The organism is Isoptericola sediminis (assembly GCF_013085345.1).
GTDB lineage: Bacteria > Actinomycetota > Actinomycetes > Actinomycetales > Cellulomonadaceae > Isoptericola > Isoptericola sediminis.
Genome location: NZ_JABFAJ010000001.1, coordinates 104,300 through 120,528, shown reverse-complemented (window position 1 = coordinate 120,528; position 16,229 = coordinate 104,300). Strand labels below are relative to the sequence as shown.

Here is a 16,229-nt window from a genome sequence, read left to right as displayed (position 1 = left end):
ACAAGTGAAGACTTTCACAAGATGTGGTCAGACCACAAGTGGTCAGGGCGAGAGGCAGGACACATCCGCAGGTCAGATGGCTGAGGCAACCATCTGCGACGGGTGGCGCGGGGTCAGTCCGCGGCGCGCTCGGCGAGCGCCTCGGCCACCCGGCCCAGGTTCGCCAGTCCCGCCCGGTGGTCGTCCACCGAGCCGGGCGTGCGCCGCGGGGCCGCCAGGACGGTGACCGACTCGAGCCCGGCGGCGGGCAGCCCGATGCGGCGCCACGGCTCGGCGACGAGCCGCACGAGACCGCCCAGCTCGGGGCCCGCGCACTGCGACACCGTGGCCGGGGGCAGGCCCGCCCAAAGGCCGACCTTGCGCTCGGTCGCCCGCGCCACGAGCTCCCAGGCCCGTTCGTTCCAGCCCTCGGGGCCGACGTCGGCCAGGTCCAGACCGATGGCGTCGGCACCGGCGAGCACCACGGGCGGGATCCCCACCCACGTGCCGCCGAGGTGGACGACGACCGTGGCACCGGCGTCGTGCACCGCCTCGACCACGGGGCGCAGACCCTCGACGATCTCCGGACCGGGCACCCCGCGGATGCGCGAGTACCCGGAGAAGGTCGGCAGGACACCCGCGTGCACCTGCCCGAGCAGCGGTTCGGCGAGCTGCACGACGACGTCCGCGCCGGGCACCTGGTCGCGCACCTGCGCGACGTGGTCGGCCAGTCCCACGGCGAGCGCCTCGGTGAGGGCCGCCCGACCGCCGACATCGGCCAGCACCCGGTCGCCCCGCGCGGACCACAGCTCGGCGGCGAGGGTCCACGGGCCCGTCACCTCAACGGCCAGCGGCCCCGTGTACCCGTGCCCGGCGATCGCCAGGGTGGCGAGGTCCTCGGCCAGCAGGGAGCGGGCGCGCCGGGCGTCGACGCCGTCGTGGTCGGCGAGCTTCCAGCCGTGCGGGCCGAGCTCGACGGTGTGCTCGGCCAGCAGCAGCGAGGTCCGGGCGGTCGCCCCCGCACCCGGACCACGGCCCGTGAGCTGGACGAGGAACGGGATCGGCTCGACGCCGGTGGGCAGGTCGGCGAGGTCCCCAAGCACGGTCTGCTGGGCCTCCAGCACGTCGCGCTCTCCCCCCGGCCAGGGCCCGTGCCCGCTGACCGCCGTCACGCGTGCGCCACGGTGGCCGTCGGGGCGGCGTTGGACACGGCACCGGCGCGGCGCGCGCCGGAGACGGTGCCCTGCCCCAGCACCTGGGTGCCGCGGTAGACCACGATCGACTGCCCGGACGCGATCCCGCGCAGCGGCTCGCCGAGCCGGACCTCCAGGCCTGCCGCGCCGTCGTCGGACGTCGCCCGGACCTGGGCGGGGACCGCCCGGCCGTGTGCGCGCACCTGGACGGTGACGTCGGTCCAGTCGGTCGGGGCCGGGACGAGCCACGTCGCCCGGCCCGCGTCGATGCGGTCGACGGTGAGCAGCTCGGAGGGGCCGACGACGACGGTGTTGGACTCGGTGTCGACGTCCACGACGTAGCGGGGCTTCCCGTCGGCGGCGGGGCGGCCCAGGCCGAGGCCCTTGCGCTGGCCGATCGTGTAGGCGAACGCGCCGCGATGCTCGCCGACGACCGTGCCGTCGGTGTCCACGACCTCGCCGGGCTTCTCCCCGAGGCGGTCGCGCAGGAACCCGCGGGTGTCGCCGTCGGCCACGAAGCAGATGTCGTAGGAGTCCGGCTTGGCGCTGACCGAGAGCCCGCGGCGCTCGGCCTCGGCGCGCACCTCGTCCTTGCTGGCGAAGTGGCCCAGCGGGAACACCGAGCGGGCGAGCCGCTCCGGTCCCATCACGGCGAGCACGTAGGACTGGTCCTTGGCGTCGTTCGGCGAGCGGTGCAGCTCAGGGCCGTCGGGGCCGTGCTCGATGCGCGCGTAGTGGCCGGTGGCCACGGCGTCGAAGCCCAGGGCGGTGGCCTTGTCGAGCAACGCGGTGAACTTGATGTGCTCGTTGCAGCGCACGCACGGGTTGGGCGTGCGGCCGGCGGAGTACTCGGACAGAAAGTCCGCGACGACGGTCTCCTCGAAGGTCTCGGACAGGTCCCACACGTAGTACGGGATGCCGAGCACGTCGGCGGCGCGACGGGCGTCCCCCGCGTCCTCGATGGAGCAGCAGCCCCGCGACCCGGTGCGGAACTGGTCGCGGTTGCGGCTCAGGGCCATGTGGACCCCGACGACCTCGTGCCCCGCCTCGACGGCGAGCGCGGCGGCGACGGCGGAGTCCACTCCCCCGGACATGGCGGCCAGGACTCTCATGCGGCACCTCCGGTCAGCGGGCGAGTGGAGACGAGACCGGCGGCGCGGGCGCGGTCGGCGACCTGGGGCAGCGCCTCGAGCAGCCGGTCGACGTCGTCGCGGGTGGACGTCGCTCCCAGGGAGAAGCGCAGGGCGCCGCGGGCGTCGGCCTCGTCGACCCCCATGGCGAGCAGCACGTGGCTGGGCTGGGGCACCCCGGCCTGGCAGGCCGAGCCGGTCGAGGCCTGCACGCCGGCGGAGTCGAGCAGGTACAGCAGCGAGTCCCCCTCGGCGCCCGGGAACGTGAAGTGGGCGTTGGCCGGCAGGCGGGCCGGTCCGCCCGAGGACGTGGTGGCGGCCGGGTCGGGACCGCGCAGGACGGCGTCGGGCACCACGGCGCGGACGCCGTCGACCAGGGCGTCGCGCAGCGCGGCGAGGCGCTCGGCACGTTCGGCGCGGTGGGTGACGGCGTCCTGCAGCGCGACCGCGAAGGCCGCGATGGCAGCGCCGTCGAGCGTGCCGGACCGCACGCCGCGCTCCTGGCCGCCGCCGTGGGAGACGGCCTCCAGCGGGAGGTCGCGGCGGGCGAGCAGCGCGCCGACGCCGACCGGTCCGCCGAGCTTGTGCCCGGTCACGGTCAGCGCGTCCACGCCGGAGGCGGCGAACCCGACCTCGACCTGGCCGACGGCCTGGATGGCGTCGGTGTGCACGGGGATGCCCTGCTGGTGGGCCAGCCGGACGACCTCGCGGATCGGCTGGACGGTCCCGACCTCGTTGTTCGCCCACATCACCGAGACGAGCGCGATCTCCTCGGGGGCGTTCGCGAGCTCGGCCTTGAGGGCGTCGAGGTCGATGCGGCCCTCGTCGTCGACGTCGAGCAGCGTGATCTCGGCGCCGGCGTGCCCGGCGAGCCAGAAGGCCGGGTCGAGCACGGCGTGGTGCTCGACGGCGGAGATCAGCACGCGCCGTCGGCGGGAGTCCTGGGTGCGGCGCCCCCAGAAGATGCCCTTGACGGCGAGGTTGTCCGACTCGGTGCCGCCGCCGGTGAAGATCACCTCGCTGGGGCGGGCGTCGAGGGCGGCGGCGACGGTCTCGCGCGACTCCTCGACGGTGCGCCGGGCGGAGCGTCCGGCCGAGTGCAGGGACGAGGCGTTCCCGGTGCGGGAGGCCTCGGCGACGTACGCCTCGAGCGCCGCCGACGACATGGGTGTCGTGGCGGCGTGGTCGAGGTAGGCGCCGGGCGCCCGGGGGTCTGTCACGGTCATCAAGTCTACGAACCGTGACGCCCCCGTCCCGCATTCCGCGAATCAGGACCGATCTCGCCGGGTCAGGGCACTTTTCCGCGGGTCAGGGCACTTTTCCGCGGGTCAGGACAAATCTTCGCGGGTCAGTACCGGTCCTGGCGAGTCAGGGGCCCTTCCCCGGCCACCGCCGACGGATCCGCACGGGCCGGGCCCTGACTCGTGCGGATCCGCCCTGACTCGGCGAAGCGTGTCCTGACTCAGCGGCCGCCGCGGGGCTCGCGGAAGGGGCCGGGCCCCTGGTGCTGCCCGCGCGGCATCTGCCCGGCACCGGCCGGGAACACCTGGACCGTGGATGGCCGCGGCCCGCGCCAGGCACCGGCCGGGACCGTCTCGCCGTCGGCCAGGTAGTCCGGGAAGTACGACGTCTGCGCGCCCCAGCTGCCGTCGTCGCCCGGGTGCTGGACGTTGACGTACGCCATCGAGTCCCGCACGTCGACGACCGGACCACAGGTCTCGGCGCTGCGCGGCACGGCGAGGAACTGCTCGACCCGGCCCCGCTCCGCGCCGTCCAGCGTCACCTTGAACAGGCCGTCGCTCTTCTGGATCGACGACGGCTGGCCGTCGGTGGAGATCCACAGGTTGCCGTCGGCGTCGAAGGCGACGTTGTCGGGGCAGGAGATCGGCGAGACCTTGTCGGCCGGGAAGCCGGAGAAGTAGGTCGAGTCGTTGACCTCGGGGTCGCCGGCGACGATCAGCAGGTTCCAGGTGAACGTGCTGGCCGTCTGGTCGCCGCCGTCCTCGATGATCTCCACGACGTGGCCGTCGCGGTTCGACCCGCGCGGGTTGGCCTCGTCGACGCCCGGGTAGCCGTCGCGGGCGCGGTTGGAGTTGTTGGTGCAGGCGACGTAGATGCGGCCGGTGAACGGGTTCGGCTCGACGTCCTCGGGGCGGTCCATCTTGGTGGCACCGACAGTGTCGGCCGCCACGCGGGTGAAGACCAGCACCTCGGCGAGCGACATGCCGTCCACCTGCGACTCGCCGTCGAGCACCAGCGGCAGCCACTCGCCGGTGCCGTCGAAGGCGCCGTCGGAGGGCACCGCGCCCGACCCGTCGATCTCCGAGGCCGGGGAGTCGCCGTCGAAACGCGCGACGTACAGGTCGCCCGAGGACAGCAGTGTCTTGTTGTGGGCGCGCGCCCCCGCGCTGTTGCCCTCGCGCATGCGGTCGGTCGAGACGAACTTGTAGACGTAGTCGAACCGCTCGTCGTCGCCCATGTAGACGACGGCGCGCTTGTCCGCGGCCAGGATGACGTTGGCCCCCTCGTGCTTGAACCGGCCGAGCGCGGTGTGCTTCACCGGCGCGGCCGTCGGGTCGTACGGGTCCATCTCGACGACCCAGCCGAAGCGGCGGTTCTCGTTCTCGTAGCCGGGGTTGTTGCCGTCGAACCGCGGGTCGTCCAGCTCCCAGCCGTAGCGGGTGGCCGTGTTGCGCAGGCCGTAGCGGGCGTCGCGCGCGTCCTGACCGTTGACGCGCAGGTACCCGTGGAAGTTCTCCTCGCCGGAGACGACGGTGCCCCACGGGGTCGTGCCGCCGGCGCAGTTGTTGAGCGTCCCGAAGACCTTGGTGCCCGTCGGGTCGTCGATCGTCTTCAGCAGGTCGTCGCCGGCGGCGGGGCCGTCGATCGTGAACTCCGTGCCCAGGTGGATGCGGCGGTTCAGCGGGGCGATGCGCGAGTACTCCCACGGCGTACCGGTCTTGTCGCGGGTCACCTCGACCACGGACATGCCGTGCGCGGCCCGCTCGATGGCCCGTCGCGTCGCGGCGTCGTAGGAGGCGTCGAACATGATGTCCGGGTTGGTGTACTCGTGGTTGGCCACGAGCACGCCCTTCGTCCCGCGACGGGTCTCCACCATGGACCGGATGTGCCGCGGGCCCTCGGGCAGGATGTCCAGGTAGTCGCAGTTGTAGCCGAACTGCCGGGCCTGCTGCTCTGGCGTCTGCTGAGCCGGGTCGAAGGCGCGTCCACTCGGCAGGATCGGGTCGCCCCACCGGATGATCGGCGACCACGCGTAGCCCTCGGGGACGACGAAGGCGTCCTGCTCCATGGGCTGGGCGGCGATGGCACCGAACGCCAGGCCCTTGACCGGCTTCTTCCCAGCGACGGTGGCAGCCGCGGCGGGCGGGGCGCCGAGGGCCTGGGCGCCGACGACGACGGCGGCGGCCGCGGCGGCGGCGCCGCCGAGCATGACGCGGCGGCTCAGCGCCCGCGAGGCGATGTCACGGAAGTACTCGTTGGCGCTGAGGTTCGGCGCGGGGTGCGCGCAGGCATCGGCGCACTTGAAACGGCACGTCGCCGCAGCACGCTTGCCGCGAGCGTAGTGGGGCGTGGCCACCACGGGCAGCTGCGGCCGGGACTCGGGCGTGATCGTCATCGGGCTCTCCTGGGCAGAGGGGGCATGACCAGCCCTGACGCTAGGAACGCTGCGTGGCGGGACGGCGTCAACCACCTGTCACCAGGGTAAACAGCGGATGAGTGCCCGGGGTCAGCCGAGCGAGGCCACCCACTCGCTGGAGCCGTCGGTGAACCCCTGCTGCTTCCAGATCGGCACCTCGGCCTTGAGCTCCTCGATGAGGTCGCTCGCGGCGGTGAAGGCGGCCTGGCGGTGCCCGGCGGCCACGGCGGCGACGACGGCCACGTCCCCGACCTGCAGGTCCCCGGTGCGGTGCACGACGGCGGTGCGCACGGTGTCACCGGTGACCGCGGCCGTGCGGGTGGTCACCCGCTCGGCGACCTCGTGGAGGATCTCGGCGGCCTGCGGGTGGGCCTCGTAGTGCAGGGCGGTCACGCCGCGGCCCTCGTCGTGGTCGCGGACGTGCCCGACGAACGTGGCCACCGCCCCGCAGGTGTCGTCGCGGACCAGGTCGCTCAGCTCGACCAGCAGGCCGTCGAGCGGGGTGTCCAGGACGTCGGCGCGCAGGACGGTCGCCCGGTCCGTCGCCGTCCCGGCCTCGTTCGCGACTCCTGCCTCACCCCCGTCCGCCGCGGTCGTACCGTCCGTCCCGGGGTCGTACCCGGCGGGTGCGACCCCGGGACGGACGGTACGACCGCGCGAGGCACCGGTGTCGTGGTGGTGGTGGCCGTGGCCATGACCGCGGGAGTGCCCGCCGTCGTGGTCGCGGCCGGCGAGCTGGTCGACGGCGTGCGGCAGCACGTCGGCCAGGGCGTCGAGCCCGTCGACGACTCCGCCGACCGACCCCGGCAGGTTGACGATCAGGGTGCGGTCGGCGACCCCGGCGATCCCCCGGGAGAGCGCGGCACCGGGGACGGCCTTCTTGTCCGGGTCCGTGGGGGCCAGCGACCTGGCGCGCACGAGCTCGGCGATGCCGGGCACCTCGCGGTCCAGCACGGCGCGGGTTGCCTCGGGGGTCGCGTCCGTCGGCGAGATCCCGGTGCCGCCGGAGGTGACGATGACGTCGGGTGCGGCGTCGTCCCCCTCGACCAGCTCGAGCAGGGCGTCCCGGACGGGTTCGCCGTCCGGCACGACGACGACGGGCAGCATCTCCCAACCCCGGGCGGTGAACCACTCGGTCGCTGCCGGTCCGGAACGGTCCTCGTAGACTCCGGCGGCGGCGCGCCCGGAGGCGACGACGATCGCGGCCCTCATGCCTGCTCCTCCCGGGTCCAGTCGCCCGACTTCCCGCCGGACTTGGCGACGACCTCGATGTCGGTGAGGACCGCGGCCTTGTCGACGGCCTTGATCATGTCGTACAGCGTGAGCCCGGCGACGGTGACGGCGGTCAGCGCCTCCATCTCGACGCCGGTGCGGCCGGTGGTCTTCACGGTCGCGGTGATCTCGACGTGGTCGCCGGTCGGGGTGAGGTCGAGGTCGACACCCGAGAGCGGCAGCGGGTGGCACAGCGGCACGAGGTCAGGCGTGCGCTTGGCGCCCATGATCCCCGCGATGCGGGCCGTGGCGATCGCCTCGCCCTTGGGGAGGTCGCCGGACGCGATCCGGTCGACGACGTCGGCACGGGTGCGCAGCACGCCACGGGCGGTCGCGCGGCGCTTGGTCACGTCCTTGGCGGTGACGTCGACCATGTGGGCCGCGCCGTCGTCGCGGTAGTGGGACAGGTCGCTCATCGGATCTCCCAGTAGTCGACGTCGTCCCCCGCGTCGAGGTGCGCGACGCCGGGTGGCACGTGTACCAGCAGCGTAGCCATCGCGAGGTGGGCCAGGAGGTGGGATCCCGGCCCGCCGACCATCTCGACACGACCGTCGGCGTCGAGGCGGCCCCGGCGCACCTGGTGCAGCTGCTCCGGCGAGTCGATCGCCTCGGCGAGCGGCGCCCGGCCGCGGGGCCGGTGCGCGGGCACCGCGCCGGTGGCCTCGGCGAGCACGGCGCGCAGGAACAGCTCGAAGGAGACCAGGACACTGACCGGGTTGCCGGGGAACGCGACCAGCGGCACGTCGCGCGTCGCGGTCGGGCTGCCGAGCGTGATCGTGCCGAGGCCTTGCGGCCCACCGGGCTGGACGGCGACGTGCCCGAACCAGGCGTCCGTGAGGGTCTGGCGCACCACCTCGTAGGCACCGGCGGAGACGCCGCCGCTGGTGACGACGAGCGCGACGTCGTCCGGCGCCTCGGCCAGGACGCTGCGCAGGGCGGCCGGGTCGTCCGGCACCACGCGATGGGTGACACGGCACCCCACCTCGGCCAGGGCGGCGGTCAGGGCGGCCCCGTTGGCGTCGTAGAGCTGTGCCGGGCCGAGCGACTCACCGGCCGCGACGAGCTCGGAGCCGGTGGAGATCAGCAGCACGTGCGGCGGCTCGGCGACCTCGACCTCAGAGACACCCGCGGCGACGAGGACGCCGAGCTGCGCCGGACCGAGCCGGGTGCCCGCGGGGACGACGACGTCGCCGGCGGCGACGTCGGACCCTGCGCGTCGGACGAAGGTGCCCGGCGCCACCGGTGCGCTGAACCGGACCGTCGCTGCCATGCCGGGCTCGGGAAAGGCCGGCGGGTCGGCCTCCTCGATCTTGATGACGGCGTCGGCGCCGTCGGGGATCGGGGCACCCGTCATCACGGGGGCCGCGGTGCCGGGCGCGAGAGGTGGCGGCTGCGTGCCCGCCGGGACCGGCGCCCCGACCGGCAGCTCGACCGGGTCCGACGGGGTGGCGTTGGCGAGGTCTGCGGCGCGGACCGCGTACCCGTCCATCTGCGAGTTGTCGAAGCCCGGCAGATCGATGGCGGCGACGGCGTCAGCAGACAGAGTTCGCCGCTCGACAGCCAACGCGGCGGCTTCGCTGAGCCATGACGCCAGCAGCACCCGTGTCGCGCGGCGATCTGTCCGCAGATGGGCAAGGACCGCATCGCGCGCGACTCCTTGATGCTCATCTACGGGCCGCCGGCCAGCGTCATGATCCACGTCAGAACTCTACGAGGCCACAGCGCGCACGATCGAGTCGTTGGGATAGACCGCTCGGGCTCCTTCACGCCTGCTCGGTGCGGGCCTCCAGCGGCAGGTCAGGGAGGCTGTCGATCAAAGAACGTGCACCTTCCAGAACCTACATGGCGGCAAACAGGATCCCCAGGAGGCCGATGACGACAGCACCGACTCCCCAGGCCGGCACGACAAGTCCAGTGTGTGGTCCACCCGCGAGGTGGTCGAGGCGGTAGCGCGCACGTCGAGGAACCACTCGCTCCAGCAACACCTGGATGCGAGCCGCGAGCGGTCGGTGAAGGACGAGCACGCCGACGCCGCACATCAGGACGAGCACAGACACGGTGGCGAACACGATCTCCACCAGCTGAACCATTCAGGTGTCATACCACGAGGGCGTCGGCCCTCCGCCGTGGTGGCATGAAGAGCGGCCACCACGGGCCCGTCCAGCCGCACGACAGCGAGCCTGCGGTGGCACCGGAGTCACTGCCTGGCTCCTGACATGCGGATCTAGAATGACTCGCATGCCGCAGATGAGGATCAGCGAGGCCGCCGTCTACCTCGGCGTCAGCGACGACACCGTCCGCCGCTGGGTCGACCGCGGGCTGCTCACCGCCGACCGCGACGACTCCGGCCGCAAGGTGGTCGACGGCTACGAGGTGGCGATGGTCGCCCGCGAGCACGCCACCCCGCCCGGGCTGCCGCACGGCATGAAGAGCTCGGCACGCAACCGGTTCGTCGGACTCGTGACCGACCTGCAGGTCGACACGGTCATGGCACAGGTCGAGCTGCAGTGCGGGCCGTTCCGGGTGGTGTCCCTCATGAGCAGCGAGGCCGTCCGCGACCTCGGGCTGGAACGCGGTTCCGTCGCGGTGGCCACCATCAAGTCGACGAACGTCGTCATCGAGACACCTGACCGGGGCAACCCGTGACCGCGGCACTCCCCCGCCGCACGCCGCGCGCACCCGTGGCACTAGTCGTCGCCGCGAGCGCCGCCGTCGTGCCCACCGCCTGCAGCACCGGCACGGCGACCGAAGACGACACCACGCTGACCGTCTTCGCCGCCGCGTCCCTCACCGCGGCGTTCGAGGAGATCGCTGCGGACTTCGAGGCCGATTATCCCGGCGTCGACGTCCAGCTCAACCTCGCCGGGTCGTCCAGCCTGGTCGCGCAGGTCCAGCAGGGCGCCCCGGCCGACGTCGTCGCCACCGCCGACACCGCGACCATGGACACGCTCGTCGCGGACGACCTCGTCGGCATCCCGCAGGCCTTCGCCACCAACACGCTCGAGATCGCCGTCCCGTCCGGCAACCCTGCCGGTGTCACCACGCTCCAGGATCTGACCGTCCCGGCCGTGAACCTCGTGGTCTGCGCACCCGAGGTGCCGTGCGGCGCCGCCACGACCGACGTCGTCGACCACGCGGGCCTCACGCTGCACCCGGTCAGCGAGGAGCAGAGCGTCACCGACGTCCTCGGCAAGGTGACCGCGGGCGAGGCCGACGCCGGGCTCGTCTACGTCACCGACGTCGCCCGCGCCGGCGACCGGGTCGAGGGCATCCCGTTCGACGAGGCCGACGCCGCGGTGAACACCTACCCGATCGCTACGGTCGGCCGGACCGGACAGAGCGCCGACCAGGCCGACCGCGCCCAGCAGTTCGTCGATGCCGTCCTCTCTCCCGACGGCCAGGCTGTGCTCGCCGACCTCGGGTTCGCCGCACCATGACCGCCCCGGTCACCAGCGAGCGCGCCGCGACCAACCGCACGCGGCGCGACCCGGCCGAGGTCCCCGCCGGGCTCCCTCGCTGGGCCTACCTGCCCGCCGTCGTCGGCGGCCTGTTCGTCGTCCTGCCCCTGGTCGCGATGGGCACCCGCGTCGACTGGTCGAACTACTGGGGGCTGGTCACCAGCGAGTCGGCCCGCGCCGCCCTGGTGCTCAGCCTGCAGACGGCGACGGCGAGCACGCTGCTGTGCCTGGTGCTCGGCATCCCGATGGCGCTCGTGCTGGCCCGCGGACGGTTCCCCGGCCAGCACCTGCTGCGCTCCCTCGTGCTGGTCCCGCTGGTGCTGCCACCCGTGGTCGGCGGCGTCGCGCTGCTGTCCACGTTCGGCCGTCGCGGGCTGCTCGGGGAGTCGATGGAGGTGCTCGGCCTGCAGATCGCGTTCTCGACGACGGCGGTGGTGCTCGCCCAGAGCTTCGTCGCCCTGCCGTTCCTCGTCGTCAGCCTGGAGGGGGCGCTGCGCACGGGCGGCGAGCGGTACGACGTCGTGGCGGCGTCGCTCGGCGCGAGCCCGACGACGGTGCTGCGGCGCGTGACCCTGCCGCTGGTGTGGCCGGGCCTGGTCTCCGGGACGGTGCTGGCGTTCGCGCGGGCGCTCGGCGAGTTCGGCGCCACGATCACCTTCGCCGGCAGCCTGCAGGGCGTCACCCGCACGCTCCCGCTGGAGGTCTACCTGCAGCGGGAGACCGACCCGGACGCGGCCGTGGCGCTGTCGCTGCTGCTGGTGGCCGTCGCCGTCGTCGTCATCGCCGCCACCAGCCGCCGGGGCGCTGGAGGTGCCGTGCGATGACGTTCACCCTGACCGCCACCGTCCCCTCCCGCGGCCTGGACGTCCGTCTCGACGTCGCCGAGGGCCGCACGCTCGCGCTGCTCGGTCCCAACGGGGCCGGCAAGTCCACGGCCCTCGGTCTCGCCGCCGGGACGCTGCGCCCGCACGACGGCGAGATCACCCTGGACGGCCGGGCGCTCGCCGGCGCGCGGGACGGACGCCGCACGGCGTGGGTGCCCACGCACCGCCGTCGGGTCGCGCTGCTCGCCCAGGACCCGATGCTGTTCCCGCACCTGAGCGTGCGCGAGAACATCGCCTTCGGCCCCCGCGCCCAGGGCACCGGGCGCCGCGAGGCCGCGGCACGAGCCGACCGGTGGCTGGCGGAGATCGGCCTCACAGACCTCGCCGACCGCCGCCCGGCCGCGCTGTCCGGCGGGCAGGCGCAGCGCGTCGCGATCGCCCGGTCGCTGGCCGCCGCGCCCCGGCTGCTGCTGCTCGACGAGCCGATGGCGGCCCTCGACGTCGACGTCACCCCCGCGCTGCGCCAGACGCTCCAGCACCTGCTCGCCGAGCAGACGACGATCCTGGCGACCCACGACGTCCTGGACGCGCTGCTGCTCGCGGACGAGGTCGCCGTCGTCGACGGCGGGCGCGTCGTCGAACGCGGCCCGACGGCGGAGGTGCTGTCCCGCCCGCGCAGCGCCTTCGCTGCGTCGATCGCCGGCCTCAACCTGCTGTCCGGGACCTGGACGTCCGAGGGCGTCGCCACCGCGGGCGGGGAGGTGGTGCACGGGCACGGCGCCCCCGACGTCGCCCTCGGCACCCCGATGACGGCGGTGTGCCGGCCTGCGGCCGTCGCCGTCCACCTCGATCCACCGCACGGATCGCCGCGCAACACGTTCCGCGCCACGGTGCGGTCCCTCGCACCCCACGGCGACCTCGTCCGGGTGCGCACCGACCGGCTCGCCGCCGACGTCACGCCCGGATCGGTGGCCGAGCTCGGGCTGGCTCCCGGCCGGGAGGTCTGGCTGGCGGTCAAGGCTGCCGAGGTCGACGTCTACCCCGTGTGAGGATCGGCGGTCAGACCTTCGGGTCAGCGTGGTCGGCGAACCAGGACGCCATGTCCTCGAGCGGCCTGTGGTCACTCGCGACACCCATCACGAACGCTTCCGCGTCGTCCACGTTCGCGACGAGCCGCACGCCGTTCTTGCGGTAGAAGATCACCACGGCGAGCCACGACAGCCGCTTGTTCCCGTCCTGCAGCGGGTGCAGCCGGTTGAACGAGTCCATCAGCGCCGCGGCCTTCGCGTGCAGGTGGGGGTACAGCTCGGTCCCGAACACCACGGCCTGCGGGCGCTGCACCGTCTGGTCGAGCAGACCGACGTCGCGCACCTCCCACCGGTGGTACTCGATGATGGCGAAGACCTCGGTGAGGCGAAGGTACTCGACCGCCGCCGTCACGCGAGGCGGTCCAGCAGCGGCTTCCAGCGGGCGGACTCCTCGGCGACCCAGCGGTTGATGTCCTCGTGCGGCGCCTCGTCGAGAAGGCGTTCGAGCGCCTCGGCCTGCGTGACGTGCTGCCGCGCGGCACGCTCCCGCAGCTTGTCACGCACGGCGACGGGGACCTTGATCGTGGTCATCTCTCCGGCGGTCATACCGGAAATCATACTTCGCGGTCCGCGGCCGGACGAGGTGTCAGGACGACACGTCCGCCGTCGTGAACCGGCTCCAGGCCAGGGCCCCGAAGATCGCGACCCACGCCCCCTGAACGGCCAGGCCCGCCAGCAGCGTCGAGGCGTCCACCTCCAGGCGGAGGAACTCCCCGAAGTCGAGCCAGTGGTGCGTGAGCAGCCCCGGGTGGATCGCGGAGAGCTGCGGCAGCGCGTCGAGCACCCCGCTGACGATCGCCACGACCACCGTCGAGGCCATCGCGGCTACCGGGACCTCGGTGAGCGTCGACAGGAACAGGCCGACGGCGACCAGACCGGTCAGCGACGCGATGACGTAGCCGACGACACCCAGGGTGCGCAGCATCCCGGCGGCGAGCGGGATCGTGTCCCCCGAGAGCAGCACGACGTCGCCCACCCCGAAGTAGGCCGCACCCGCCGCCAGGCCCACGACGGCGATCGCCACGACCGCCGCTCCCGCGAACGCCAGGGCGGCGACCGCCTTCGCCAGCAGCAGCCGGGTGCGTGGGACGGGCACCACCAGCAGGTAGCGCAGGGTGCCGGTCGACGCCTCCCCCGCGATCGCGTCGCCGGAAACGATCGCCACGCACAGCGGCAGCAGGAACGGCAGGCAGCTCACCAGGGCCGCGAACACGAGGAACACGCCGTTGCCGGTGACGCGGTCCAGGAACGGCGGCCCCTGGCCGGCCACCGGCGTGCTCTGCGTGACGAACAGGACGGTCCCGATGAGCAGCGGGACGGCCGCGAGGCCGGCCAGGAGCACGAGGTTGCGCACCCGGCCGAACACGAGGCGCAGCTCGCTGCGCAGCAGGCGGGCGGTCGCGCGGGCCGGTGCCGCCGGGGCCACGGGGACGGGCGTGTCAACGATCGACATCGAAGCCCTCCCCCGTCAGCCGGACGAACACGTCCTCCAGGGTGGGCCGGCGGACCTCCAGGCCGAGCAGGTCGACGCCGTCGCCGACCACCGCCTGGGCGACCTTCTCCACGGCGGTGCCGCCCAGCGGTGCGGCGACCACCTCGCCGTCGACGCGCACGTCCTCCAGCCCGAGCCCGGTCAGGACGCGGGCCACGTGAGCACGCTGGTCCGGGCGGGTCATCACCCGGACCTCGGTGGTCCCCGTCTCGGCGATCTCGGCGCGCGTCCCCTGCGCGAGCAGCTCGCCGCGGCTCATGATCCCGACGTGGGAGCACACCTGCTCGATCTCGCTGAGCAGGTGGGAGGAGACGAGCACGGTGGCCCCGCCGTCGGCGAGCTCGCGCACCAGCGCCCGCACCTCACGCGTGCCCTGCGGGTCCAGGCCGTTCGTGGGCTCGTCGAGCAGCAGCAGGTCCCGCGGCCGCAGCAGCGCCGCCGCGAGCCCGAGCCGCTGCTTCATCCCCAGCGAGTACTGGCGGTACTTCTTGGCCGCGGCCGCCGTCAGCCCGACCCGCTCGAGCGCGGCGTCGATCCGGCCCGGGCGGGACTGCGGCGACGCCGTGGCGTCCACGGCGTCCAGCCGCTCGAGGTTCGCCCGGGCCGACAGGTACGGGTGGAACGCCGGACCCTCGACCAGGGCGCCGACGCGCGGCAGCACCACCGGGCCCCCGCCGGGCATCGACGAACCCAGCAGCTCCACCGACCCGGCCGTGGGCGACACGAGCCCGAGGAGCATGCGGATCGTCGTCGTCTTGCCCGACCCGTTGGGGCCGAGGAACCCGTAGACGGCACCCCGCGGGACGACCAGGTCGATGTGGTCGACGGCGACCTGCCCCGAGCGGAAGCGTTTCGTCAGGCCACGGGTGCGCACCGCGGGTTCCGCGGCGGGCCCGCCTGCCGTCATCCGGCGAGCTCCTCGAGCGTCGCCGGCGGCACCGCCCCGGCCAGGACCCGGCCGTCGTCGGTCACCAGCACGGACAGCAGCGCCGAGGTCAGCAGCCGCCCGCCGTCGACGGGCGTGGTGAGCTGGTCGTACAGCGCCTGCGTGTCGAGCTCGGGGATGCCCGGCAGCTCGCCCTCCTCGGCGTCCGTGAACTCCTCGAGCAGGTCGTCGGCACCGCTGGAACCGGTGCTCCCCTCGGGCAGCCGGCCCTCGGCCGTCGCGCCGAGGATCTCCTCGACGTCCACGTCGGAGACCTCGACCACGGTCTCCCAGCCGGTGCCCGAGACCGCGAACCCGGCGTCCTCGCCGAGTGCCTCGCTGCCGGGCTTCTCCATCGTGCCCGGCTCGGGCAGCGGGACCTCGACCTCGCGCACCTCCGCACCGGCCGGCGGCGAGAAGTCGAAGACACTGGGGTCGGGGGCGTCGAACGACACGTCGGTGAAGCCGACCTCGAGCGCCGGGTCCTCGGTGTCCTGGACGCTCCAGACCTGGGTGCGCAGCACCACGGAGGTCTCGGCGTCGACGGCGACACGGATCCGGTCGACCAGGGTGCCGTCGGTCTGCGGGCGCAGCTCCACCTGGTAGGCGGAGCGCCCGGCGACCTCGACGGGGTCGGTGGTGGTGATGTCGGTGTAGATCCGTGCCTGGGCCAGGGCCAGGTCGGCCGCCTCGGACGGCGTCGGGACGTCGCCCTCCACGCTCGGCTCGGCCGCCTCGTCCGCGAGCGCCTCGTACCGCTCGAGGTCCGCGGGGTCGACGACGTAGTGGACCGCCTCGTCGTCGGCGCTGGAGTACGTCCACGCCTCCGGCCCGGAGCGGACCACCGAGTACTCCGAGACGTCGCCGAGCAGCGCGGCCCGCGAGGCGTCCTCGCCGTCGGACCAGACCCGCATCGTGGTGCTGCCGCCGAGCAGGTCGAGCGGGCCGGCACCCTGCAGCTCGGAGACCGTGACGTCCGGCAGGCCGAGGCGCGCCGTGTACACCACGGTCCCGGAGACCGGGACCTTCTCGGCGTTCGCGACACGGTCCACCAGCTCGTCGGCGGTGACCGCGGGCAGGTCGTCGCTCGCCACGGCACCGACCGCGGCGGGGACGAGGAAGGCGGCGGCGACGGCGCCGGCGGCGACCGCCGGGACCGCCCACCGCACCCGGGGCGAGAGGCTGCGCGTGGTGTCCATGGGACCACTGT

The 16,229-nt window shown here is 73.8% G+C and carries 17 protein-coding genes; 4 read left to right on the top strand and 13 right to left on the bottom strand.

The genetic code is table 11. The features are described from left to right. Window positions 1–113: 113 nt before the first annotated feature. The 8 genes from HLI28_RS00515 to HLI28_RS00480 form a co-directional block, all read right to left on the bottom strand. Complete coding sequence (locus HLI28_RS00515) at window positions 114–1,151, bottom strand: uroporphyrinogen decarboxylase/cobalamine-independent methonine synthase family protein (RefSeq protein WP_171245546.1); 1,038 nt, start codon at window positions 1,149–1,151, stop codon at window positions 114–116. Next, complete coding sequence (gene mnmA, locus HLI28_RS00510; RefSeq protein ID WP_171245545.1) at window positions 1,148–2,284, bottom strand: tRNA 2-thiouridine(34) synthase MnmA; 1,137 nt, start codon at window positions 2,282–2,284, stop codon at window positions 1,148–1,150. The genes HLI28_RS00515 and mnmA overlap by 4 nt, the downstream gene beginning before the upstream one ends. After that, window positions 2,281–3,528 (bottom strand): cysteine desulfurase family protein, encoded by a 1,248-nt coding sequence (locus HLI28_RS00505; RefSeq protein ID WP_171245544.1) that lies wholly within the window; start codon window positions 3,526–3,528, stop codon window positions 2,281–2,283. Before HLI28_RS00505 ends, mnmA begins: the two co-directional genes overlap by 4 nt. Window positions 3,529–3,764: 236 nt before the next feature. Beyond that, the gene (locus HLI28_RS00500; RefSeq protein ID WP_171245543.1) at window positions 3,765–5,939 is read right to left on the bottom strand and encodes a PhoX family protein; all 2,175 of its coding nucleotides are present in this window, start codon (window positions 5,937–5,939) and stop codon (window positions 3,765–3,767) included. A gap of 111 nt (window positions 5,940–6,050) precedes the next feature. Continuing rightward, on the bottom strand, window positions 6,051–7,172 hold the full coding sequence (locus HLI28_RS00495) for a molybdenum cofactor biosynthesis protein MoaE (RefSeq protein WP_171245542.1): 1,122 nt from the start codon (window positions 7,170–7,172) through the stop codon (window positions 6,051–6,053). After that, complete coding sequence (moaC, locus tag HLI28_RS00490) at window positions 7,169–7,648, bottom strand: cyclic pyranopterin monophosphate synthase MoaC (RefSeq protein ID WP_171245541.1); 480 nt, start codon at window positions 7,646–7,648, stop codon at window positions 7,169–7,171. The genes HLI28_RS00495 and moaC overlap by 4 nt, the downstream gene beginning before the upstream one ends. Continuing rightward, the gene (locus HLI28_RS00485; RefSeq protein WP_343035513.1) at window positions 7,645–8,832 is read right to left on the bottom strand and encodes a molybdopterin molybdotransferase MoeA; all 1,188 of its coding nucleotides are present in this window, start codon (window positions 8,830–8,832) and stop codon (window positions 7,645–7,647) included. Before HLI28_RS00485 ends, moaC begins: the two co-directional genes overlap by 4 nt. 238 nt (window positions 8,833–9,070) lie before the next feature. Then, window positions 9,071–9,310: a hypothetical protein gene (locus HLI28_RS00480; RefSeq protein WP_171245539.1), complete on the bottom strand. Its 240-nt coding sequence runs from the start codon at window positions 9,308–9,310 to the stop codon at window positions 9,071–9,073. Window positions 9,311–9,470: 160 nt separating this feature from the next. Between HLI28_RS00480 and HLI28_RS00475 the strand changes: the two genes are divergently transcribed. Genes HLI28_RS00475 through HLI28_RS00460 form a run of 4 tightly spaced genes read left to right on the top strand, consistent with a single transcriptional unit; the run spans window position 9,471 to window position 12,563 of the window. Further along, window positions 9,471–9,878 (top strand): TOBE domain-containing protein, encoded by a 408-nt coding sequence (locus tag HLI28_RS00475; RefSeq protein WP_171245538.1) that lies wholly within the window; start codon window positions 9,471–9,473, stop codon window positions 9,876–9,878. Between the two features lie 35 nt (window positions 9,879–9,913). After that, window positions 9,914–10,669, top strand: a complete 756-nt coding sequence (gene modA, locus HLI28_RS00470) for a molybdate ABC transporter substrate-binding protein (protein ID WP_343035512.1) — start codon at window positions 9,914–9,916, stop codon at window positions 10,667–10,669. Further along, window positions 10,666–11,514, top strand: coding sequence for an ABC transporter permease (locus HLI28_RS00465; protein ID WP_171245536.1), 849 nt, complete (start codon window positions 10,666–10,668; stop codon window positions 11,512–11,514). The genes modA and HLI28_RS00465 overlap by 4 nt, the downstream gene beginning before the upstream one ends. After that, the gene (locus HLI28_RS00460) at window positions 11,511–12,563 is read left to right on the top strand and encodes a sulfate/molybdate ABC transporter ATP-binding protein (protein ID WP_171245535.1); all 1,053 of its coding nucleotides are present in this window, start codon (window positions 11,511–11,513) and stop codon (window positions 12,561–12,563) included. Before HLI28_RS00465 ends, HLI28_RS00460 begins: the two co-directional genes overlap by 4 nt. A 10-nt stretch (window positions 12,564–12,573) precedes the next feature. Here HLI28_RS00460 and HLI28_RS00455 read toward each other — a convergent pair whose 3' ends face one another. From HLI28_RS00455 to HLI28_RS00435, 5 genes are read right to left on the bottom strand one after another with little or no spacing between them, the layout of a single operon-like run. After that, entirely contained in the window at window positions 12,574–12,954 is a 381-nt protein-coding gene (locus HLI28_RS00455; protein ID WP_171245534.1) for a Fic family protein, read from the bottom strand. Continuing rightward, window positions 12,951–13,148, bottom strand: a complete 198-nt coding sequence (locus HLI28_RS00450; protein ID WP_171245533.1) for a hypothetical protein — start codon at window positions 13,146–13,148, stop codon at window positions 12,951–12,953. Before HLI28_RS00450 ends, HLI28_RS00455 begins: the two co-directional genes overlap by 4 nt. 40 nt (window positions 13,149–13,188) lie before the next feature. Continuing rightward, window positions 13,189–14,055: an ABC transporter permease subunit gene (locus HLI28_RS00445; RefSeq protein WP_171245532.1), complete on the bottom strand. Its 867-nt coding sequence runs from the start codon at window positions 14,053–14,055 to the stop codon at window positions 13,189–13,191. Further along, on the bottom strand, window positions 14,042–15,001 hold the full coding sequence (locus HLI28_RS00440; RefSeq protein WP_171245531.1) for an ABC transporter ATP-binding protein: 960 nt from the start codon (window positions 14,999–15,001) through the stop codon (window positions 14,042–14,044). The genes HLI28_RS00445 and HLI28_RS00440 overlap by 14 nt, the downstream gene beginning before the upstream one ends. Continuing rightward, window positions 14,998–16,218, bottom strand: coding sequence for a LolA family protein (locus tag HLI28_RS00435; RefSeq protein WP_171245530.1), 1,221 nt, complete (start codon window positions 16,216–16,218; stop codon window positions 14,998–15,000). Before HLI28_RS00435 ends, HLI28_RS00440 begins: the two co-directional genes overlap by 4 nt. Window positions 16,219–16,229: the final 11 nt, after the last annotated feature.